The organism is Komagataeibacter xylinus, assembly GCF_004302915.1.
Classification (GTDB): Bacteria; Pseudomonadota; Alphaproteobacteria; order Acetobacterales; family Acetobacteraceae; genus Komagataeibacter; species Komagataeibacter xylinus_C.
Window position 1 is genome coordinate 291,606 of record NZ_QQBI01000001.1, and the last position, 20,856, is coordinate 312,461.

General features: G+C 65.6%; 18 protein-coding genes. 6 read left to right on the forward strand and 12 right to left on the reverse strand.

The features are described from left to right. Positions 1–282: 282 nt before the first annotated feature. The 7 genes from DV027_RS01315 to fzlA form a co-directional block, all read right to left on the reverse strand. Complete coding sequence (locus tag DV027_RS01315) at positions 283–1,044, reverse strand: ATP12 family chaperone protein (protein ID WP_130730157.1); 762 nt, start codon at positions 1,042–1,044, stop codon at positions 283–285. Beyond that, complete coding sequence (locus DV027_RS01320) at positions 1,041–3,527, reverse strand: AsmA family protein (protein WP_130730158.1); 2,487 nt, start codon at positions 3,525–3,527, stop codon at positions 1,041–1,043. Before DV027_RS01320 ends, DV027_RS01315 begins: the two co-directional genes overlap by 4 nt. Positions 3,528–3,558: 31 nt before the next feature. Then, positions 3,559–4,536, reverse strand: coding sequence for an RluA family pseudouridine synthase (locus DV027_RS01325; RefSeq protein WP_130730159.1), 978 nt, complete (start codon positions 4,534–4,536; stop codon positions 3,559–3,561). Next, complete coding sequence (locus DV027_RS01330; protein WP_130730160.1) at positions 4,533–5,921, reverse strand: replication-associated recombination protein A; 1,389 nt, start codon at positions 5,919–5,921, stop codon at positions 4,533–4,535. The genes DV027_RS01325 and DV027_RS01330 overlap by 4 nt, the downstream gene beginning before the upstream one ends. Before the next feature lie 312 nt (positions 5,922–6,233). Then, on the reverse strand, positions 6,234–7,610 hold the full coding sequence (locus DV027_RS01335) for an MBOAT family O-acyltransferase (protein ID WP_130730161.1): 1,377 nt from the start codon (positions 7,608–7,610) through the stop codon (positions 6,234–6,236). Then, positions 7,611–8,843 (reverse strand): BaiN/RdsA family NAD(P)/FAD-dependent oxidoreductase, encoded by a 1,233-nt coding sequence (locus DV027_RS01340; RefSeq protein WP_130730162.1) that lies wholly within the window; start codon positions 8,841–8,843, stop codon positions 7,611–7,613. It lies immediately after the preceding gene. Positions 8,844–8,846: 3 nt separating this feature from the next. Continuing rightward, the gene (gene fzlA / locus DV027_RS01345; protein WP_130730163.1) at positions 8,847–9,515 is read right to left on the reverse strand and encodes an FtsZ-binding protein FzlA; all 669 of its coding nucleotides are present in this window, start codon (positions 9,513–9,515) and stop codon (positions 8,847–8,849) included. A gap of 179 nt (positions 9,516–9,694) precedes the next feature. Here fzlA and minC point away from each other — a divergent pair, with 179 nt between their 5' ends. From minC to minE, 3 genes are all read left to right on the forward strand, one after another. Continuing rightward, positions 9,695–10,429: a septum site-determining protein MinC gene (minC, locus tag DV027_RS01350; protein WP_130730164.1), complete on the forward strand. Its 735-nt coding sequence runs from the start codon at positions 9,695–9,697 to the stop codon at positions 10,427–10,429. Between the two features lie 112 nt (positions 10,430–10,541). Continuing rightward, positions 10,542–11,354: a septum site-determining protein MinD gene (minD, locus tag DV027_RS01355; RefSeq protein ID WP_130730165.1), complete on the forward strand. Its 813-nt coding sequence runs from the start codon at positions 10,542–10,544 to the stop codon at positions 11,352–11,354. Next, positions 11,354–11,629, forward strand: coding sequence for a cell division topological specificity factor MinE (minE, locus tag DV027_RS01360; RefSeq protein ID WP_130730166.1), 276 nt, complete (start codon positions 11,354–11,356; stop codon positions 11,627–11,629). The genes minD and minE overlap by 1 nt, the downstream gene beginning before the upstream one ends. 24 nt (positions 11,630–11,653) lie before the next feature. On the opposite strand, the gene DV027_RS01365 is transcribed toward minE, so the two are convergent. After that, entirely contained in the window at positions 11,654–12,328 is a 675-nt protein-coding gene (locus tag DV027_RS01365; protein WP_130730167.1) for a GntR family transcriptional regulator, read from the reverse strand. A 247-nt stretch (positions 12,329–12,575) separates the two neighbouring features. Between DV027_RS01365 and DV027_RS01370 the strand changes: the two genes are divergently transcribed. Both DV027_RS01370 and aldA read left to right on the forward strand, forming a co-directional pair. Beyond that, positions 12,576–13,142, forward strand: coding sequence for a ferritin-like domain-containing protein (locus DV027_RS01370; RefSeq protein ID WP_061276070.1), 567 nt, complete (start codon positions 12,576–12,578; stop codon positions 13,140–13,142). A 111-nt stretch (positions 13,143–13,253) separates the two neighbouring features. Beyond that, entirely contained in the window at positions 13,254–14,714 is a 1,461-nt protein-coding gene (aldA, locus tag DV027_RS01375; RefSeq protein WP_130730168.1) for an aldehyde dehydrogenase, read from the forward strand. Between the two features lie 188 nt (positions 14,715–14,902). Here aldA and coaA read toward each other — a convergent pair whose 3' ends face one another. Continuing rightward, on the reverse strand, positions 14,903–15,880 hold the full coding sequence (coaA, locus tag DV027_RS01380) for a type I pantothenate kinase (RefSeq protein ID WP_130730255.1): 978 nt from the start codon (positions 15,878–15,880) through the stop codon (positions 14,903–14,905). A 292-nt stretch (positions 15,881–16,172) separates the two neighbouring features. On the opposite strand from coaA, the gene DV027_RS01385 reads away from it, so the two are divergent. After that, positions 16,173–17,498, forward strand: coding sequence for a glycerate kinase type-2 family protein (locus tag DV027_RS01385; RefSeq protein ID WP_130730169.1), 1,326 nt, complete (start codon positions 16,173–16,175; stop codon positions 17,496–17,498). A gap of 11 nt (positions 17,499–17,509) precedes the next feature. On the opposite strand, the gene DV027_RS01390 is transcribed toward DV027_RS01385, so the two are convergent. The 3 genes from DV027_RS01390 to DV027_RS01400 form a co-directional block, all read right to left on the reverse strand. Then, complete coding sequence (locus DV027_RS01390) at positions 17,510–17,887, reverse strand: hypothetical protein (protein ID WP_242621680.1); 378 nt, start codon at positions 17,885–17,887, stop codon at positions 17,510–17,512. A 106-nt stretch (positions 17,888–17,993) separates the two neighbouring features. Further along, positions 17,994–19,037, reverse strand: coding sequence for a recombinase RecA (recA, locus tag DV027_RS01395; protein ID WP_078526443.1), 1,044 nt, complete (start codon positions 19,035–19,037; stop codon positions 17,994–17,996). Positions 19,038–19,214: 177 nt separating this feature from the next. Next, a complete protein-coding gene (locus DV027_RS01400) occupies positions 19,215–20,636 on the reverse strand; it encodes a gamma-glutamyltransferase (protein ID WP_130730257.1) in 1,422 nt (473 codons plus the stop codon). Positions 20,637–20,856: the final 220 nt, after the last annotated feature.

Here is a 20,856-nt window from a genome sequence, read left to right on the forward strand (position 1 = left end):
GGGATAAAACAGAAATAAAAGTTTTTGGATGCTGCCTTTATTCAGGAAGGCAGCATTTTTTTTGAAGCTTTTGATTTTCTCGATGGCTTGAGTGATCCGTCACGGTCAATGTCAGAATCGTCACCGTCGCTGGCAAACAGGTCCTGGCCCTTGCATATGAAGAAGCGCCCCCTGGCCCTGCCGCCATCCACCTGATTGCCGAGACTTTCGGGGGAGGAGATGGGTGTTGTCTCACTACCCAACCATGTGGGTCGGCGGGCAGTCCTATAACAGTAGGCGTTTTCACACGCCCCGGCAGAGCTGGAGGAAGCGCGCCGCATCCTCCACCTCCACCGCCTGCCCGCGCAGGGCTTCGAGCAGTTTCGCGTCCTCGCCCCATGTTTCCATCTGGCTGCGCTCGTCCACACTGGCAATCCCGGCGGCCTTTGACGCAGGCAGCGCACCGGTCACGACCATAAGCCCCAGCACGATGCTTTTCATCGCGGGCACCATCACGCCCAATGCCGCCAGGGTAGCATTATCCATCGGCGTCAGTAGCGTCCGCCACGCGTCATGCACGGCGGGTGACTGCACGAGCGGCATGATGCCCGTCGTGACCGCCATGTCGATGCCATGGCGCGCGCGCAGCCATGCAAGCGGCGGGTCCCACTGTGCCTGCTGCTGCCGGCACAGTGGGGCCGGATAATCGGCGCGGTAGCACAGCAACTCGCCATCCACATAATGCAGCAGGGCCGCGACCTGCGCTGCCGGGTCGGGGGCCACGCGCTCGATCATGGTGCCCGCGATGCGGGTCATGGGCAGGTCATCGGGCGTGAAATGGCCGCCCTTTTCCCCGCCTGCCTTCATCCATTCATCGGCAATGGCCTGTGCCAGCGCGCGCGATGGCACGCACAGCGCCGTGCCGCCGGGCAGGCGGATGCCCCGCCCGTCGAGCTCCACCGTAAAGCCGCCCCCGGCAACCGGGCTGATCGCAGCCGTGACCCAGAACCGCCGGCGCAGGCCCGCGGTCTGGGGCGTGGGGGGGCGTACGCCATCCTTCATCATTTCAGGATGCCCAGCCCCTTGAGCAGGCCGCCCACCTTTTTCACGTCGGGCGAGGCCTTGGAGTTGCCAATCAGGCCAGCCGCGCCATTGGCGCCGCCTTCCGCCTTGGGCGCTGCCGTGGTGGGTTCGGGGCCGGTTGCGCCCTCACGCGCGGCCTTGAGGGTGGCCGGGCAGGGATCGGCCACGGCATTGCTGCTTGAGCCACCAAGCAGCAGGCCGATGGCATAACGCCCGTCGGAGCCCGCATCCATCTTGGGGCGCGGCGCGGCAAGCGTGCCGCCCACGCGCAGCGGCACGGAGGCCCCGGTGCCGCTGATCATGAGCTGCGGCACCAGGTGCAGGTCAAGCGCCTGCGACACCATGCCCACCGTGCCCTTGCCTGTTACGGTCAACGCATTGGTCTGCACGCCGATGGTATCGACATTGGCCGTGCCATCGGCCATGGCCATGTGCAGGCCGAAGCAGCGCAGCGCGATCGGGCCGGAGCCCAGCGCGCCCCGCGCGGCATCACCAAGCATCTCGCCCAGCGCGCTGCCGCTGACCGTGCCATTGACCATCGACACGCCCAGGTGCCCGTTCATGCCGTTACGCAGTTCGGTGCGGGTGTTGCCCTGCGTCCTGACCGAACCGACCACCTGCAACGCACCCTGCACCATGTTCGAAAGCCCGGCCTTGCTCTCCAGCCAGGCGGCGGGCAGCACCAGCGTGCCGATGGTGCCCGAAACCGTGGGGGTCTTGCCCGCAGTGGCATCCACCTCGAACTGCCCCGACAGGCGGCGGCCCGTGCCTTCGGCCTGCAGGGGGTCAACCTTCAGCACGCCGCTGCGCAGGTTGATATGGGTCAGGGCATTGCGGTACGTATCGCCCTCGAATTCCATCTGCGCAACCGTCAGGCGCAGGTCCATGTCCAGCTTGCGCAATTCATCAAACGGCAGGGCGTCATCATTCGCCTTGGCCTGCGCGGGCGCTGCCGTCACCTTTTTCGCATCCGCCTGCGCGGGTGGGCCCATCAGGGCATCGGCATTGAGCCAGCTTGCATCGATCGTGCCACTGACCAGCGGCACCCCGCCCGCGCCACCATGCACGGACAGGTCAAGCCCGCCCTTGAGCGCAAGCTGCGTGCTCTTGACCACCAGATCGGAAAGCTGGAAATGCGCGCCGTTATCCTCGCTCACCAGATGGGTCGAGGCATCAAGATGATCGAGCACCGCGCCATTGGGCAGCGGCAGCTGGCCTGCCGTGGCCGTGACATTGACCACCGCGCGCGAGCCGCCCAGCGTGCCCGCCACCCGCAGCGAACCCGGATCGCCCGACAGGTCGAGCGACAGCGGCAGCGCCTCGGCAAGGTGCGACATCACCGCCGCGTCAAGCTGCTGGAGCGAGCCGAGGGTTCCGGTCAGCTTCAGCCCCTTACCCTGCCACTGGCCCTGGCTGTTGATGGTGACCGCATCCTTGGGCCCCGGCGCATCGATCGACAGGCCCTGCAGGGTCAGGCCCGACAGGTACTGCCCCGCATCGACCGCACCCGTGTCGAGGTGCAGGGAGTTGAGCAGCGGCACGCTGCCTTCCTTGTCGGCGGCACTCCCGTCAACCACATTGGCCTTGAGGGTGAGGCGGCGGACATCAGGCAGGCTCAGCCCCGGCACGAAGGCGTCGATCGCCTTGAGGCTGGCGATGTTGCCATCAACCGTGACGTTGTAGCCCTTCATGTGGTCGGGATCGGCCACGGTGCCATCGAGCGCAAGCTGGCCCACCTGCTCGCCGCCTGCCTTGAAGGCCGCCTTGAGCGCCACCGGCCAGCCGGAGCGCGCGGTGGAGGTGAGGTTGATCGACCCCGTATGCCCCGCCAGCGTGAAGCTGCCGGTATCATTATGGCCCGCCACGTCGATCTCGGGCTTGCTGCCATCCACATCGGTCAGGTTGATGTGGTCGAGCACGACCTTGCCCTTGCTGCCTGAAAGGCGGTCATCCCAGTCCACATCGGCATTGCTGATGCGGATGCTGCCGATCTGCACCTTCCAGTCCGATGCCGCCTGCTGGGTCGTGGCATCCGGCTTTGCGGTGGCCTGCGCGCCGGTGGGGGTGAGGCGCCAGTTGGCCATGCCCTGTTCGGTGCGCTCGAGGTGGATGACCGGATGGTCGAGCTTCAGGCCATCAAGCTGGATCTCGTGGTGCAGCAGCGCCATCAGGCCCACGCTGGCCTGCAGGCTGTCCGCCGTGACCATGTCGGTATAGGCCCCGCCCGCCATGTCAGACAGGCCCACATCCTTCACGGAAAGCGAAAGGGTGGGGAAAACGCTGAACTCCAGCGCGCCCATGCGCACCTGCCGGCCGGTCTGTTTTTCAATCGCGGCAATGGCCTTGGCGCGCACGGCATCGGGGTCGAGCATGGATTTGAGCACCAGCCCCCCGCCGCCCGCTATCACCACAAGGGCGACCGCGCCCCCGATCAGGATCCGTTTTGCATTTCCGTTCTGTGCCATTTTACTTCCTGTCCTGTGGTGCCGGGCGGCGTTATTTGCGCCGGGCCGGTGCGGCGGCCGGGGCGACAAACCCGATCTGCCTGAATGTCTCGCGCATGTGGGGCGAAAGCTCCGCCTCGACCACCAGCGTGCCGCCTGCGGGGTGCGGCAGTTCCAGCCTGCGGGCATGCAGGTGCAGCCTGTCGGCAAATCCGGTGACATGCGCCTTGTCACCACCATATTTCGGGTCGCCCAGTATGGGGTTGCCCAGCGCCTCGCAATGCACGCGCAGCTGGTGGGTGCGGCCTGTCAGCGGCGAGAGTGCGAGCCACGACATCTTGCGCGCCGCCGCATCAAGCACCTCGTATTCCGACAGGGCATGCACCGCATCCGCATCACCCCGCTCGGCCACCACGCTGATGGCCCCTGCCCCCGCGCCCAGCTTGGTCAAAGGCTGGTCGATGATGCCGGTGGCAGGCGACGGCCGCCCCACCACCACGGCCCAGTAAACCTTGTGCACGTCACGCCCGCGAAAGGCGGCGGCCAGCTTGGCGGCCACACCCGGCGTGCGGGCGACCAGCAGCAGGCCCGACGTATCACGGTCAATGCGGTGGACAAGGCGGGGGCGCGGGTCATCGGGGTTTTCACGCAGGCCCTCGAGCAGCGCGTCGATATGGTGGGTGATGCCGGGGCCACCCTGCACGGCAATGCCTGCGGGCTTGTTGAGCACGATCAGGTGGTCATCGCGGTAGATGACCATCTCGTTGATCTCGCGCACCTGCCGCTCATCGAGCGGCCTGACCGCGAGCGGCGGCGGCCGGTTGGCATTGGGTATGGGCGGCACGCGCACGGCCTGCCCGGGTGCGAGCCGGGTGGCGGCGGTGGCGCGCCTGCCATCCACGCGCACCTGCCCCGTGCGGCACAGCTTTTGCAACGCGCCCTGCGTCAGGTGCGGGTAATGCCTGCGGAACCAGCGGTCGAGGCGGATATCGGCTTCGTCATCGCTGACGGTAAGGGTAACGACACTCATGACCCACGGCTTTCGCGCACTCTGTTCCAACTGTCCAGCCGTCGCGCGACTTCGCGTTCATATCCCCGGTCGGTCGGCTGGTACAGTTTCAGCCTGCGCATGCCATCGGGGAAGTAGTTCTGCCCCGATATGCCGCCCTCCGAATCATGGTCGTATTCGTAGCCCTTGCCGTAGCCGATATCCTTCATCAGCGTGGTGGGCGCGTTGAGGATATGGGCTGGCGGCATGAGGCTGCCGGTAGCACGTGCGGCCCGGCGGGCCATGTTGTAGCCCTTGTATACCGCATTCGACTTGGGCGCCGTGGCCAGATGCACCACGAGCTGCGCGAGTGCCAGTTCCCCCTCCGGCGAGCCAAGGCGCTCGAAGGTCTCCCATGCCGCAACCGCCAGCGGCAGGGCGTGGGGGTCGGCCATGCCCACGTCCTCGGCGGCGAAGCGGGTGAGCCTGCGGGCGATGTAGCGCGGGTCCTCGCCGCCTTCGAGCATGCGGGCAAACCAGTAGAGTGCGGCATCGGGGTCGGAACCGCGCAGGGATTTGTGCAGCGCCGAGATGAGGTTGTAATGCTCCTCGCGGTCCTTGTCGTACAGCGCCGCGCGGCGGGCGAGCAGGCGTGACAGGGCGGCGGGGTCAAGCGCCTCGCGCTGCGGCGGCAGGGCAAGAAGCTGCTCGACCATGTTGAGCAGGTAGCGCCCATCCCCATCGGCCATGGCGCGCAGGGTGGCGCGGGCCTCGGGCGTGAGCGGCAGGGGCCTGCCGGTGGTGGCCTCGGCGCGGTCGAGCAGCTGCTCCATCGCCGCATCATCCAGCCGGTGCAGCACCAGCACCTGGCAGCGTGAGAGCAATGCGCTGTTGAGCGCAAAAGAGGGGTTCTCGGTCGTGGCCCCCACCAGCACCACGGTGCCATCCTCCACCACCGGCAGGAAGCCATCCTGCTGGGCGCGGTTGAAGCGGTGGATCTCATCAACGAATAAAAGCGTGCCACCGCCCGAGGCTGCCGTGCGCCGGGCTTCCTCGAACGCGCGCTTGAGGTCGGCAACACCTGAGAACACGGCCGAAAGCTGCACGAAGCGCAGGCCCGCGGCGGCGGCCAGCAGGCGGGCGATGGTGGTCTTGCCCACGCCCGGCCCGCCCCACAAAATCAGGCTGGCAAGCGAGCCACGGGCCAGCATCTGGCGCAGGCTGCCATCGGGGCCGAGCAGGTGGTCCTGACCTACCACCTCATCAAGCGTGGTGGGGCGCAGGCGGTCGGCCAGGGGCTGGTTGCGGGCGGGCTGGGCGGAAGGCGCCTGCGGAAATGCGACCGGGCCACGCGCGGAGGGCTGCGGAGCCGCATTGCCAAACAGGTCTGCCGGGCCGTCATCCATGCTGTCTCGCCTGCCTGCCATGTGCTCCTGCCTGTAGGTGGTGCAATCGTGCCCCATTATGGGCTGTATCTGCATAAATTGGGAAGCATCATGGCCAATACCAGTCCCGGCTGCATGATACTGGCGATGTTATCTTGAAAAACGGGGGCTTTTGAAGCTTTTTGAAAAAAGCTTCACCAGAAACTTCCTTCCGGTTTTTGGCAGGTTTACAGGCTGGTTTTTAAATTCCATGGATTGCGCAACAGGCAGCGTGAATATCGCAATATATCCACAGAATGAAAGTTTCCGGGCGCTGCCTTTTTTCAAAAAAGCGACGTTGGCTGCACGGGTTTTTCAGAACTGGAAATAGATGAAAGCCTCCGGCGGCCTGCCACCCACCAGAAACACCAGCAGCACGAAGGCGATCCCGGCCGCCACCGCAAGCCACGGCGCGGGCCGCACGCGCTCAAGCACCACCTGCTGCGATGCGGGGCCGATCACCGCAATGGCCAGCGCAAGGCCCAGCACCACGGGGTGGGCTACCGTTACGCTGCCGCCGCCATGCACGCCCATCATCCCCGCCAGCATGCGCCCTGCTGCGGGTAGGTCGGCGGCGCGGAACACCACCCATGTCAGCAGCACGAACAGCATGGTCAGCGCGTAGCCCACGGCCCGTGGCAGGGCACGCCCGGTGCGGTCCCACGCATGGGCTGTGGCGAGGGCTCCGCCATGCAGCAGGCCCCAGGCCACGAAATTCCAGCCCGCCCCGTGCCACAGCCCCGCCAGCCCCATGGTGGCCATCACGTTCACCGCCTGCCGCGCGGGCGCGCAGCGGTTGCCACCCAGCGGGATATAGACGTAATCCCGCAAAAAGCGTGACAGCGTCATGTGCCACCGCCGCCAGAAGTCACGCACCGATACGGCGCGGTAAGGCGCATTGAAATTGAATGGCAGGCGGATGCCCATCATCAGCGCCATGCCGATCGCCATGTCAGAATAGCCGGAAAAATCGAAATAGATCTGGAGCATGAAGCTCACGGCCGCCAGCCATGCCGCCCCCAGTGCGGGAGCATGCCCCATATGGGCGGCCTCGAACACCGGCGTGCAGAGGCTGCCCAGCGTATCGGCCAGCCCCACCTTCTTGCCCAGCCCCACCAGCAGCAGCAGGAAGCCGCGTCCGAGGTTCTCCCACATGGCAGGTCCGCGCGGGCTGGCATCGAATTGCGGGATCAGTTCGTTATGCCGCACGATGGGGCCTGCCACGAGTTGCGGGAAGAAAGTCACGAACTCCACAAAATCCGCCAGCCGGTAAACCCGCGCCTGCCCGCGCCTGAGGTCAACGAGGTAGGATATTTTCTGGAACACGAAAAACGACAGCCCCAGCGGCAGGATCACCGGCCATGGCGCAGGGGCATGGCCCATGGCGGCCAGCACGCAGCCTGCCAGCCAGCCCGCGTATTTGAAGCCGAACAGCACCGCGAGGTTGCCCGCAATGCCCAGCCACAGCCAGCCCCGCCACCGGGTGCGCCCCCACATTACGGCAACACCCTGGCTGAAGCCTGTCATGCCCAGCAGGAAGGGCACGAACCGCCAGTCCCACACCCCGTAAAAGACAAGGGAGGCGGCAATGAGCACACCCTGCCGCGCGGCCCTGCTGGCGGCTACGGCATAATACAGCCCCAGCACCAGCGGCAGGAAGACGAGCAGGAAAGGCTGGCCCGCAAACAGCATTCAGCCGCGACGTTCGGCCACGGCCTGCCCCGCCGCATGCCCGCTGGCCCACGCCCACTGGAAGTTGTAGCCCCCCAGCCAGCCGGTCACGTCCACCGCCTCGCCCACCATGAACAGCCCCGGCACGTCGCGCGCTTCCATATCACGCGAGGAGAGACAGGCCGTATCCACGCCGCCGCGCGTGACCTCCGCCTTCACGTAGCCTTCCGTGCCATGCGGGTTGAGCCGCCATGCCCCGAGCGTGCCGGCCGTATCGGTCAGCACCGAATCGGGCAGGCCCGCAAGCTGGCCTTCGGGCAGGCAGGACTGCGCGAAAAGCTGCGCCAGGCGCTGCGGCAGCAGCATGGACAGCATGGCCACCCCGCCCGCACGCGGGCGGTCGCGCTTGATCTCGAGCAGCCGCGCCGCCGCATTGATGCCGGGCAGCAGGTCGATCTCGAGTGCTTCACCCGGCTGCCAGTACGATGATGCCTGCAAGATGGCAGGCCCCGACAGCCCCCGATGGGTGAACACCATGCCATCGCGGAAGGTGACATGCCGCGCCTGCCGCCCCGTGCCCTCATGGCAGGCAATGCCCACATTGACCGAAAGCCCGGCCAGCGGTTCCATCCACGCCATGTCGCGCGCGCCAAAGGTCAGCGGCACGAGGGCGGGCGCCGGGGCCACCATGCCCAGCCCGAAGCGGCGGGCCAGGTCATGCGCCAGCCCCGTGGCGCCAAGCTTGGGAATCGACAGCCCGCCAGTAGCCACGATCAGGCTCGGCGCATGGAACACGCCGTGGTCGGTCTCGACGCGGTACTGCCCGGCCCCATCACGCGCAACATCGATGATGCGGTGCGACAGGCGCATCTCCACATGGCCTGCAGCACATTCGCGCATGAGCATGTCCACGATGTCACGCGCCGAACGGTCACAGAAGAGCTGGCCCGCCGCCTTCTCGTGCCAGGGAATGCGGTGGCGCTGCACAAGGGCCAGGAAATCGGCGGGCGTGTACCGCGCCAGCGCCGATTTGGCGAAGTGCGGGTTGGCGGACAGGAACTGCCCCGCGCCTGCATCCATGTTGGTGAAGTTGCACCGCCCGCCGCCGGATATGAGGATCTTGCGCCCCGCGTGCTGCGCGTGGTCAAGCACCACAACGCGCGCGCCACCCTGCCCTGCCGTGGCGGCGGCCATGAGGCCCGCGGCCCCCGCGCCCAGCACGATGGCATCATGACCGGGGCCCTGCACTGCCATGCGCTAGAAATCCAGGTCCGCGTAATGGGCGGGCGGCGTAAAGCCGGAAATCCGGTCCTGCAGCACGGAGCGGAAGCACGGCCTGCTCTTGACGCGGGCATACCAGTCCTTGGCGGCAGGCGCGCGCGACCAGTCCACATCATCAAGGAAGTCGAGGCATGACAGATGGGAAGCCGCCGCGAAATCGGCCAGCGAGAGCTGGTTGCCCGCCAGCCACCGCCGCGTTTCGGCCAGCCAGTCGATATAGGACAGATGGGTGCGGATATTGGCATACCCTGCCCGCAGTGCTGCCCCATCGGGGTTGCCGCTGCCGGATATGCGCTTGTACACCTTCTCGGTCAGCAGGTTGCGCGAGACCTCGCGGCCGAATTTCTCGTCAAACCACACCACCAGCCTGCGCACCTCCACCCGCTCGGCCAGCGTGCGGCCCAGCAGCGGGGTGTCGGGATAGGCTTCCTCAAGGTATTCGCAGATCACCCACGAATCCGGAATGCACAGCCCGGTATCCTCCTGCAGCATGGGCACGGTGCCGGCGGGGTTGCGATCAAGGTAGTCGGGGCGCTGTTCCCACACACGCTCGATCTTGAGTTCAAACGGCAGCCGTTTTTCACCCATCACGAGGCGAACCTTGCGGCAATAGGGCGAAAGGGGAAGGTGGTAGAGGATGCGCATGTTCCCGCTTTATTGCATTGCCACGCCCTTCGCCAAGCCCCGAGTGCGCGCGCGTGCCCATATCGATGCGGAACTGGCCGTAAATGCCCTTAAACAGGCAGGATTTCCTCGACAGTCGCAGCCCGGCGCGGTAGCTGAAACAGACAGGCCCCATTGACCCAGAGCAGGACAGGAACACGTTGCCAGACGAACTGCGTCCCACACCCAAGATCCGCGCCCGTGGCCGGTCCTTCCTGGCCCTGGTCCTTTCACCCGAACCCCTGCTGGCCGACTGGCTGGCAGGCCTTGATGCCCAGATCGCGCGATCGAGCGCCTTTTTCGCGGGCAAGCCGGTCATTCTCGACCTCTCGCTGCTCGAGGCCGGGACCGAAGGGCTGGCCGAACTGTACCCCGCGCTGCGCGCGCGCGGCATCCGCATCATCGGAATCGAAGGCGGCGACGCCACCTGGCCCGCCTGCGCGGGGTGGGACTGGCCCGCAGGCTTTCAGGGCGGGCGCGCCTCGGGGGCCGTGGACATACCCGATGACACGACCCCGGCCCCCATCGAGCCGCCCCGCGGGGGCTCGATGCTCATCGAACAGCCGATCCGCTCCGGCCAGATGATCATGAACCCTGATGGCGACATCATCATCCTCGGCTCGGTCGGCTCGGGGGCGGAGGTGACGGCAGGCGGGTCGATCCATGTCTATGGTCCGCTGCGCGGGCGCGCCATAGCAGGCATGAACGGCCAGCCCGATGCCCGCATCTTCGCCCATTCCATGCAGGCCGAACTGCTGGCGATCGACGGTTATTACATCACCGCCGAGGAAATCGACCCCCGCTATGTTGAAAAACCGGCGCAGATCATTCTCAATAATGACACACTTGTGGTCCAGCCGCTTGTTCCGCCCACAATCAGGGGCCGCAAACCCTGAGCCTTAAGTCCCGCCCCCGTTGCGCATCATGCGCGCCCATCCATATTACAACCGTATCCATCAGGTCATGAACAAGAAAACACCCCCCAAAAGCGCTCAAGGAACTACCCCCATGGCAAAAGTGCTGGTTGTCACATCCGGCAAGGGCGGCGTCGGAAAGACAACGTCCACGGCAGCACTCGGGGCTGCGCTGGCACAGACCGGCCAGAATGTGGTGGTGGTCGATTTCGATGTCGGGCTGCGCAACCTCGACCTGGTCATGGGGGCCGAGCGGCGCGTGGTGTTCGACCTGATCAATGTCATCCAGGGCGATGCCAAGCTCTCGCAGGCGCTGATCCGCGACAAGCGGATCGAGACGCTTTCCATCCTCCCCGCCTCGCAGACACGCGACAAGGATGCGCTGACCGCCGAGGGCGTGGCCAGCGTGATGGCGCAGCTGCGTGAAAAGTTCGACTGGGTGATCTGCGACAGCCCCGCCGGCATCGAGCGCGGCGCGCAGCTGGCCATGTACCATGCCGACCATGCCATCGTGGTCACCAACCCCGAGGTCTCCTCGGTGCGTGACAGCGACCGCATCATCGGCATGCTCGACAGCACGACCGAGAAGGCCAAGGGCGGCGGCAAGATCGAGAAGCACCTGCTGCTCACCCGCTATGACCCCGCCCGCGCCGCCCGTGGCGAGATGCTGCGCATCGAGGATGTTCTCGAGATCCTGTCCATCCCGCTGCTCGGCATCATCCCCGAAAGCGAGGAAGTGCTGCGCGCCTCCAACCTGGGCGCGCCGGTCACCCTGAGCAGCCCCGACAGCCCGCCCGCCCGCGCCTATGCCGAAGCCGCGCGCAGGCTGGAAGGCGAGAAGCTGGAAGTAACCGTACCGGTTGAACGCAAGGGCCTGCTGGCAAGCCTGTTCAAGGGGAAAAGCTGATGAGCCTGTTCGGTTCCTTCTTTGGCCGCGGTTCCAAGACCTCGGCCCCCGTCGCGCGCGACCGCCTGCAGATCCTGCTGGCCCATGAGCGCACCGGCAATGGCAATGAATCCGACCTGCTGAACAAGCTCCAGGCCGAAATTCTTGAAGTGATCAAGCGGCATATCGCCGTTGATCAGGACAAGGTCCAGGTGAAACTGGACCGCGGCAATTCCGTCTCGATGCTGGAAATCGACATCGAAGTGCCGCAGATGCGCCCCTCGGGCCAGCCTTAAGGCGGCCCCAGCCAGCCCCGCCGGTTACGACAGGCGGGGCTCGATCCAGCGCCGCGCATGCTCGAAATCACGCGTGACCGCCGCCTGGGCGGCGGTCACGTCGCGCTGGCGCAGGGCCATGATCAGTTCTTCATGCGGGTGGGTGCGACCTTCGTGCTCGACCTGGATCATCGGGCGTGACAGGGCATAGATCGGCCCGATCCGCATCCACAGGTTGCGCAGGATGTTGGCCGTAAGGGGCAGTTCGGCCAGGGTGGCCACCGTAGTGTGAAAATCGGCGTTGAAAGCCGCCATGCCCCCGTCATCACGCGCGCGCGAGGCATCCATGAACTGGTGCTGCAGGATGACCAGCGCCTCGATACCGTGGGAAGAGGCGCGCTGGGCGGCGGCGGCAGCAAGGCGCATTTCAAGATCCATCCGCAAATCATGGATCTCGGCAAAGCTGCGCTGGGTCATGGCGGGCACGACGGCGGTATTGCGGTCGTTGAGTTCCAGCGCATGCTCGGACACAAGCCGCAGCAGCGCCTCGCGCACCGGCGTGGGGCTCAGCCCGAGCTCAGCGGCAAGCGGGCGCAGGACCAGCCGTTCGCCCGAGCGATACCGGCTACGGATCAGCCCACGACGCACATGATCATAGGCTTCCTCGCTCAAGGCGCGGCGGGGAAGCTTTTCGGGCTGGCCTGCGGTGAATGCTACCATGCGCTTGAGTAATCCTTAATGCAAATAGGTCTTATTAATTCAGATCAATAATGATCTGGACGTGAATGGCAACGCCTGTGCAGGCGAAAAACCTGCCTCAACCCCCATTTTCTCGGGTTTATGGGCGTTTTGTCATGAAAGGCAGCCCATTTTGGGGGAACCACGCACTCTTTCGGCCCGTTACGCCAGCAACCCCTTTCAACTGGCCTGCACCATGTGCGGGCCGCCACATACAGGGAAACCCATCATGGCCGATATTGCTGAAAATACGTTCCTGACCGACGTGAAGACCCTGCGCGAACGCGCGAAGAAAGCAATTGAAAAAGGCGCGCTCACCCCCGCCTATCAGGGCAATGTGCAGACCGCCATCGACCTGTTGCAGACGGTGGTGGCAACCGAGCTTGTGTGCGTGCTGCGCTATACGATGCATTCCATCTCCGTCGAGGGCATTACCAGCGAGAGCGTGGCCGCCGAGTTCGCCACCCACGCCAAGGAAGAACGCGCCCACATGATGTGGGCGGCCGCGCGCATCGACCAGCTTGGCGGCGTGCCCAATCTCTCGCCCGAGGGGCTGGCCACCCGTTCCGCCTCCGAATATGGCAATGGCGGCAACCTCGTTGAAATGGTGCGCCAGAACCTGGTGGCCGAACGGCTGGTGATCGAGCATTACCGTGAACTGATCCGCTATTTTGCCGATCATGACCCCACAACGCGCATCATGCTCGAAAAGATCCTGGCGGAAGAGGAAGAACACGCAACCGACATGCACGACCTGCTCGTGGCCCATGAGGGGCGTCCGTTCCTGGAATCCTGAGCCTGCGCCCCGCCTTACTGACAGCCCGCGCGCATCCACCCTGCCCCCTCAACGGGGCGCGGGTGGCCTTGCCGCGCGCCATGACCTGCCCGCACAAGGAAAGTCCGGATCATGATCCATATCTCGTCCAAACCGAAAACCTATGACCTGTTCATCAATGGAGACTGGCACAAGCCCGGCAACTCCGCGCACGACACCATCCACAATCCCGCCACGGGTGCTGTTCTGGCCACGGTGGCCGTGGCGAGCGAAGACGATGTCAACACCGCACTCGAGGCGGCACAGGCGGCTTTTCGATCATGGAGCAGGCTGGTTGCGACCGAGCGGGCGGATTACCTCTACCGCCTGATTGAACTGATCCGGCGCGATAGCGAAAAGCTGGCCCGCATCATCACCCTGGAGAACGGCAAGCCGCTGAAGGAAGCGCGCATCGAGGTGGGGTTCGCCATCGAACTGATCCGCTTCGCCGCCGAGAATGTGCGCCGCCTTGAGGGCAACATCATTCCCGGCAGCCGCCCCGGCGAGAAAATCCTGATCGAGAAGATCCCCCACGGTGTGGTGGCGGGCATCTCGGCATGGAACTTCCCGCTGGCGCTGACCGCGCGCAAGCTCGGCCCGGCCCTGGCCGCAGGCAACACCTTCGTCATCAAGCCGCATGAACTCACCCCGCTTTCCACCTTCGCGCTGGCCGAACTCTCGGTCGAGGCGGGCTTCCCCAAGGGCGTGTTCAATGTCGTGACCGGCGGCGGCGCCACGGTGGGCAACGCGCTCGTGACCAATCCCATCACCAAGCTCATCACCATGACCGGCAGCACGCCCGCGGGCCGCAAGATCATGGCCGCCGCCTCCGAAGGGCTGAAGGAAGTGCGGCTTGAACTCGGCGGCAAGGCCCCGTTCATCGTGATGGAGGATGCCGATATTGAAAAGGCGGTGGATGCGGCTGTTGCCGCGCGCTTCATGAATTGCGGGCAGGTCTGCACGGCCAACGAGCGCACCTATGTGCACACCGCCGTATATGACGAATTCCTCAAACGCCTGCGCAAGAAGGTGGCCGCGCTGAAAACCGGCAACCCGCTTGATGAAACCACCGACATGGGCCCCAAGATCAGCGCCGCCGAACTCGAGAAGGTCGATGCGATCGTACAGAAAGCCATCAGCCAGGGGGCGAAGGTCGAGCACGGCGGCAAGCGGCTGACCGGCGGCGCGTATGACCAGGGCAATTTCTACGCTCCCACCCTGCTGACCGGGGTCACGGCGGAGATGGATATTGCGCAGGACGAGGTGTTCGGCCCCGTGCTGTCGCTGATCCGCGTGAAAGACTTTGATGATGCCATCGCCCAGGCCAACAACTCGCGCTATGGCCTGTCGGCCTACATGTTCACGCAGAACCTTAAAAACATCATGCGCATGACCAACGAGCTGAACTTTGGCGAGATCTACGTCAACCGTGAAGGTGGCGAGGCCGCGCAGGGCTTCCACCACGGTTATGGCGATAGCGGCATTGGCGGCGAAGACGGCCAGTACGGGCTTGAAGCCTATGTCGATACCAAGACCGTCTATCTCAACGCATAAGCGGCTCGCACCTCTTCGCGCAGTCAGAGCGGCCCGGGGCAATCCGGGCCGTTTTTATGCCAAAGAGAAGTTCAGCCGCACAACCGGCAAAGGTTTCTGGTGAAACGTTTTGCAAAAAGCATTGCAAGATTGCCGCCTTTAAAAAAAAGACGGCACCCGAAAACCTTTACTCTTTTAAAACCCGATCCTTAAATCTGGCGCATCCACACCGTATCGATCGCATGGCTCGGGCTTTTGTGCATGACCACGCGGGCGCGCTCGCGCGTGGGCAGGATGTTCTGCTGCAGGTTGGGCAGGTTGATGCGCCGCCAGATGTCACGCGCAAGCTGCCCGGCCTCACGTTCGGGCAGGTCGGCGTAATGGTGGAAATAGGAGCCGGGCTTGCGGAAGGCGGTTTTCTGCAACAGCAGGAAGCGTTTGACGTACCAGTCCTCGATCACCTTCGTATCGGCATCGAGATAGATCGAGAAATCAAAGAAATCAGACGCCATGAACGGCTGCTCGGACACGGTCTGGAGCACGTTCAGCCCCTCGAAGATCAGGATATCGGGCTGGTCGATCACCTGATAGCGGTCGGGCACGATGTCATAGGCCTCGTGCGAATAGACCGGCACCCTGAGGTTGCGCCCGCCAGCCTTCAGCGCCGAGAGGAAGCCGATCATCTGCCGCAGGTCATAACTTTCGGGGAAGCCCTTGCGGTGCATGAGGTTGCGCTTTTCCAGCTCGCGCGTGGGCAGCAGGAAGCCATCGGTCGTGACCAGCGCCACATTCGGGTGGTCGGGCCAGCGCGACAGCACGGCCTGCAGCAGGCGGGCAAACGTGCTCTTGCCCACTCCCACACTGCCCGCGATGCCGATCACGAACGGCATGGTCACGCCCGGCCTGCCCATGAACGCGCTCTTGACCATGCTGTTCAGGCTGCGGGTGGCCATGACATGCAGGTTGAGCAGGCGCGACAGCGGCAGGTAGATCTCGGTTATGTCTTCCAGCGAGACCGGCTCGTTATGCCCGCGCAGTGTTGCGATATCGGCCTCGCCCAGCGATTGCGGCACATTGGCGCGGAGTGCTGCCCATTCCGGGCGGGGAAAGATCAGGTAAGGCTGCACCGGGCCGGGAGCCGGATGCGTGGAGATGACGGGACGCGCGTCCAGCATGCAGTCCTCCATGCCCTTGTCCTTTCTGCTGTGGCGCCTGCCCATGGGCGCAGGCCATCTGCCGCGTATCACCATCGCCTGCCCCGATCCAGATACGGGGCGCCCAATTTAGCGTGTACACCCCCGCCAACCCGCCGCATTCCGCCCATCCTGACACAGACGTGACAATTGTGACACACCGCGCCATGCTGCCCCGATGGTATGGACCCCATGGTGTCCTGCCCGGGCACCCCAGCCCGCGGGCGGGCCGTCTACCCCCGTGGCGGCCCCCGCGCCACGCCACGCCAATGACAGGGATAGCGTCATGAACGATCCGACCATCCACCCGTTTTCAGCCGCCCCCCGGCAGAGCACGCCCGCGGACTGGACGGACACGCATGCCCGCGCCACCCTGCGCCGCATTCTTGATGCCGCCATCCACAGCGCCCTGCCCGATCAGGTGCTGGCGCGCTACCTGCCCCCCAGGCCGAAGGGCCGGTGCGTGGTGGTGGGCGCGGGCAAGGCGGCGGCAAGCATGGCGGCTGCCCTTGAACGCGCCTGGCCGGATGTGGCGATGAGCGGCTGCGTGGTCACGCGCGACGGGCACGCTGCCCCCACACGGCGCATCCGCGTGCTTGAGGCCGCCCACCCCGTGCCCGACGACCGCAGCGTGGCCGCAGGCCGCATCATGATGGCGGAAGTCGCCGGCCTGGGGCATGATGACCTGGTCATCGCCCTGATTTCCGGCGGCGGATCAGCATTGCTGGAACTGCCCAAACCGGGCGTGACGCTGGATGACCTGCGCACGATCAACCGCGCCCTGCTGCATAGCGGGGCCAGCATACGTGACATGAATGTGGTGCGCCGCCATCTCTCGGCCATCAAGGGCGGGGGGCTGGCCGCAGCCGCCTGCCCCGCCCGGGTCGTGACACTGGCCATAAGCGACGTGCCGGGCGATGACCTGCTGACCATCGCCAGCGGCCCCACGGTGGCGGACCCCACCACCCCCGCCGATGCCCGCGCCATCATTGCCCATTACGGCATTGCCCTGCCCGAGGCAGCGCGGAAGGTACTCGAACATGATGCCGGGCCGATGCCACCTTCCCCCGCCAACCAGGTCACGCTGATCGCAACGCCGCTTATGGCGCTGCAGGCAGCCGCCAGCACGGCACGCGCATGCGGCCTGACGCCACTCATTCTGGGGGATGCGCTGGAGGGCGAAAGCCGCGACGCCGGCACGCTCATGGCCGGCATCGCCCTGTCGGCCCGCCTGCACGGCCTACCCGTGGCGGGGCCCGCCGTGCTGCTTTCAGGCGGCGAGACGACGGTGAGCATCAACCCGGCCGGTCCCGCGCCGGGGCGGGGCGGGCGCAATACCGAGTTCCTGCTCTCCATGGCCTGCGCCCTGCAGGGGCAGAAAGGCATCTGGGCCATTGCGGCGGACAGCGATGGCATTGATGGCACCGAGGATGCCGCAGGCGCCATCATCACCCCCGATACGCTGGCCCGCGCTGAAAAAGTGGGCTGCGACCCGCGTGCCGCCCTGCGCGCGCATGACAGCTACACCGTGTTCAGGCAGATGGGCGATCTGGTCATGACCGGCCCCACGCTGACCAATGTGAACGACATCCGCGCAGTGCTTGTGCTGTAGGGGTATAGCTTCTACTTGCCCTGCCTGCCGTAGCTGACCTGCGTGTCAGGCACGACGAAATGCTTGCCATCGTCACTGTCAGACGGACTATCATCGCCAGCCTGGTTGGGGTCGTAGCCCGATGAGATCATCTGCATCGCCGCCGCATCAGGCGGCGTATGATATTCCTCGGTAGCACCCTCCTCATTGGGGCTGGGCAGCTTGGGCAGGTGGTGCGAGAGCGGGCGCAGGGCATTGTCTGCATGCGTGGCGTGGTGCCCCTCCCACGCGCTGCGCCCGAGCGGGCGGGGGGCTTCATCCACATCGGCCGGATCATTATTGTCGTCATGCCCGCCGCTACAGGCGGCAAGGCAGGCCAGCAATCCGATCATTGCAAGACGTGGTCTCATTCCGGCTGCCCTTACCCCCGCTTTTCAGGCCCTGCCCCCGTCGTGGCACAGGCCACGCCAGGGCGCAGGGACGATAGCCTGTTACAATGGAACAGGCCAAGGGCAATCAGTCAGCCCCCTCCTCATCGGGGCCGACCAGCATGGCCTCGGCCACCACACCGGCCTGCTCACGCACGCGGCGCTCGATATCGGCGGCCATTTCGGGGTGGTCGCGCAGGAACTGCTTGGCGTTTTCACGCCCCTGGCCAATGCGCTGGCTGTCGCATGAGAACCAGGCGCCAGACTTTTCAACAATGCCCGCCTTGACGCCAAGGTCGATCAGTTCACCCACCTTGCTGATGCCTTCGCCATACATGATGTCGAACTCGACCTGGCGGAAGGGGGGCGCCATCTTGTTCTTGACCACCTTGACGCGGGTCTGGTTGCCCGTCACCTCGTCCTTGTCCTTGATCGAGCCGATGCGGCGGATGTCCATGCGCACGGAGGCATAGAACTTCAGCGCGTTGCCACCTGTCGTCGTCTCGGGGCTGCCGAACATCACGCCAATCTTGAGGCGGATCTGGTTGAGGAAGATCAGCATGGTGTTCGAGCGCGAGACCGAGCCGGTCAGCTTGCGCAGCGCCTGGCTCATCAGCCGGGCATGCAGGCCCACATGGCTGTCGCCCATGTCGCCCTCAAGCTCGGCGCGCGGCACAAGGGCCGCCACGCTATCGACCACCAGCACGTCAATCGCGCCCGAGCGCACCAGCGTGTCGGCAATCTCGAGCGCCTGCTCGCCTGCATCGGGCTGGCTGATCAGCAGGTTGTCCACATCCACGCCCAGCTTGCGGGCATAGCCGGGGTCAAGCGCGTGCTCGGCATCGATGAAGGCACAGGTGCCGCCCTTGCGCTGCGCCTCAGCAATGGCATGCAGCGCCATGGTGGTCTTGCCCGAGCTTTCGGGGCCATAAATCTCGACAATGCGCCCGCGCGGCAGGCCGCCAATGCCAAGTGCTATGTCGAGGCCGAGCGAGCCGGTGGAAATCACATCCACCTGCTCGGACGGGCGCTCGCCCATGCGCATGATCGAGCCCTTGCCGAACGCGCGCTCGATCTGGCTCAATGCCCCTTCCAGGGCCTTGCTTTTATCTATACCCGGAGCCTGTGCCATTGCCTGCCTACCTGCTTCTTGTGGAATGAAACCTTATAACGGGCACCCTGCCCTGCCACGCCAGCCCGGAACAGGGGCGGGTCATGTCCTGCAATATGGAACAAAACAGGATCATTTACAATGGCCCTGTTCCTTTCCTGCCCCGATAATGATGGCCCGCCGCGCAATAACCGCCGTTTAGCGCGGCCCCATGGCCAGCCCCGCACCACGCGGGTCGGTCACGGCGGTGCAGGTTGCGCCATCACCCGGCAGGCCGCGCGGGCAGGATATGGCGTTGACGCGCCCCTGCGCGGTTACAGGATGGGCATCGGGTGTCTGGCCTGCAAGGAGCTGGCGCATGGCAATGCCGGTGGCCGCCGCCGCGTCGTTCTGGCCCGACCCTGCCACCACCGCGCGGAAGGCGCGGCCCTGGCTGGCAATGGCGGCGGCATAAAGCGGCTGCGGCAGGCGCGCGGGCGAGGCGCCCAGCACGATGCCGGTATTGCCCGCCATGCGCCCGGTGCCAAACAGGTTGTCCATGCTCAGGCTGCACGCCACCGCCATGCCCCCGTGGTCAACCACGGTGAACGAGGTGGACGCCGGGAGCGAAGGCAGGCCCCCGCCGCCTGCCCCGCCTGCATTGACAAAGGCCTGCGCGCGGGCGGTCAGGTCATCCCCCGTGCCACTGGCATGGCTGCCATTCTGTGCCCGCCAGCCCGCAACACTGGCCTGCGCGCGCGTTGCCGCATCGGACGAGGAGGCCGCGCGGAACGCCACCGCGGCCCCCAGCCCGCCATCGGCAGGCGGCGGCAGGAAGCTGACCTGCGTCTCGCCACTGCTGACGGAGAGCGGCAGCCGCTCAAACGGAATGGCCCCGCGCATGTCGGCCATGGTCAGGCCACCGCCCGCCTTCTGGCTGCCCGCCACGAAGGACTGGCCCAGCGCGCCATTATAAAGATCGCCCACGCCCATGCTGCGGATCTGGTCCAGCGCGCCTGAAAGATGGGTCTGCACCAGCGCATCGCCCTCGGCCAGCGCCTTGCCATCCGAGCGGGCGAACACCGCGCGCACGCCCGCATCAGCCAGCAGCGGCACCTGGACTGCGGCAAGATCGGTGGCAAGCTGGCGGCTCACATTGATGCCATTGGCCGCAAGTGCGATCGCGCCCGGCACCATCTCGGAAAACGCAGCCGAGCCATATTGCAGGTGCATCAGGTAAAGCCCGCGCGCCAGCATGGGCACCGCCGCCGGGCGATCGGCATGCGGCATGCCCGCCCCGTCGGTCACGCCCGCCACGGGCAGGAACATGAAGGCGCGGCCCCCGTTCTGGTCACCCGGACGGTAGGCAAGGCACGCCCCGCCCGCACCGAGCGAGGCACGCGAAGGCAGGGTCACGGCCAGGGCCAGCCCCATGGCCGTGGCCGCATCCGCCGCGTTGCCGCCGCGCTGCAGGATGTCACGCCCCACAAGGGTGGCCTGCGGCTCATCGGAGGAGACGGTGCCGATCAACTGCCCCGGCGAGGGACCAAACATGCTGGAAACGATCCTGACCGGCGAATAGTTCTTGAACGCGCAGCCCGTAACCGAAAGGGCCAGAACCGCACACAGCGCCGTACGCATGGACCGACGGGCGACAGGGGTGATCGACGAATGCTCAGGCACGCAACGCTTCTCCAATGGGCAGGTCGGCTTCATTCCGTTGAACGGCTCGTAACGACCGCGCGATCGTAGGCCGGGCCTTCACGACTTAGCGGCGTTCCGGGCCATCGGCAACAGGCATGGCGCCCGTGCGACCCCATGGCCCATTCCTTTCCGCTACCCGATCCTTTACACACCACCC

Excerpts from the sequence above, each read along its gene's own strand:
- DV027_RS01315 (WP_130730157.1), bottom strand. The coding sequence starts at position 1,044 with ATGATGAAGGATGGCGTACGCCCCCCCACGCCCCAGACCGCGGGCCTG.
- DV027_RS01320 (WP_130730158.1), bottom strand. The coding sequence starts at position 3,527 with ATGGCACAGAACGGAAATGCAAAACGGATCCTGATCGGGGGCGCGGTC.
- DV027_RS01325 (WP_130730159.1), bottom strand. The coding sequence starts at position 4,536 with ATGAGTGTCGTTACCCTTACCGTCAGCGATGACGAAGCCGATATCCGC.
- DV027_RS01330 (WP_130730160.1), bottom strand. The coding sequence starts at position 5,921 with ATGGCAGGCAGGCGAGACAGCATGGATGACGGCCCGGCAGACCTGTTT.
- DV027_RS01335 (WP_130730161.1), bottom strand. The coding sequence starts at position 7,610 with ATGCTGTTTGCGGGCCAGCCTTTCCTGCTCGTCTTCCTGCCGCTGGTG.
- DV027_RS01340 (WP_130730162.1), bottom strand. The coding sequence starts at position 8,843 with ATGGCAGTGCAGGGCCCCGGTCATGATGCCATCGTGCTGGGCGCGGGG.
- fzlA (WP_130730163.1), bottom strand. The coding sequence starts at position 9,515 with ATGCGCATCCTCTACCACCTTCCCCTTTCGCCCTATTGCCGCAAGGTT.
- minD (WP_130730165.1), top strand. The coding sequence starts at position 10,542 with ATGGCAAAAGTGCTGGTTGTCACATCCGGCAAGGGCGGCGTCGGAAAG.
- minE (WP_130730166.1), top strand. The coding sequence starts at position 11,354 with ATGAGCCTGTTCGGTTCCTTCTTTGGCCGCGGTTCCAAGACCTCGGCC.
- DV027_RS01365 (WP_130730167.1), bottom strand. The coding sequence starts at position 12,328 with ATGGTAGCATTCACCGCAGGCCAGCCCGAAAAGCTTCCCCGCCGCGCC.
- DV027_RS01370 (WP_061276070.1), top strand. The coding sequence starts at position 12,576 with ATGGCCGATATTGCTGAAAATACGTTCCTGACCGACGTGAAGACCCTG.
- aldA (WP_130730168.1), top strand. The coding sequence starts at position 13,254 with ATGATCCATATCTCGTCCAAACCGAAAACCTATGACCTGTTCATCAAT.
- coaA (WP_130730255.1), bottom strand. The coding sequence starts at position 15,880 with ATGGAGGACTGCATGCTGGACGCGCGTCCCGTCATCTCCACGCATCCG.
- DV027_RS01385 (WP_130730169.1), top strand. The coding sequence starts at position 16,173 with ATGAACGATCCGACCATCCACCCGTTTTCAGCCGCCCCCCGGCAGAGC.
- DV027_RS01390 (WP_242621680.1), bottom strand. The coding sequence starts at position 17,887 with ATGAGACCACGTCTTGCAATGATCGGATTGCTGGCCTGCCTTGCCGCC.
- recA (WP_078526443.1), bottom strand. The coding sequence starts at position 19,037 with ATGGCACAGGCTCCGGGTATAGATAAAAGCAAGGCCCTGGAAGGGGCA.
- DV027_RS01400 (WP_130730257.1), bottom strand. The coding sequence starts at position 20,636 with ATGCGTACGGCGCTGTGTGCGGTTCTGGCCCTTTCGGTTACGGGCTGC.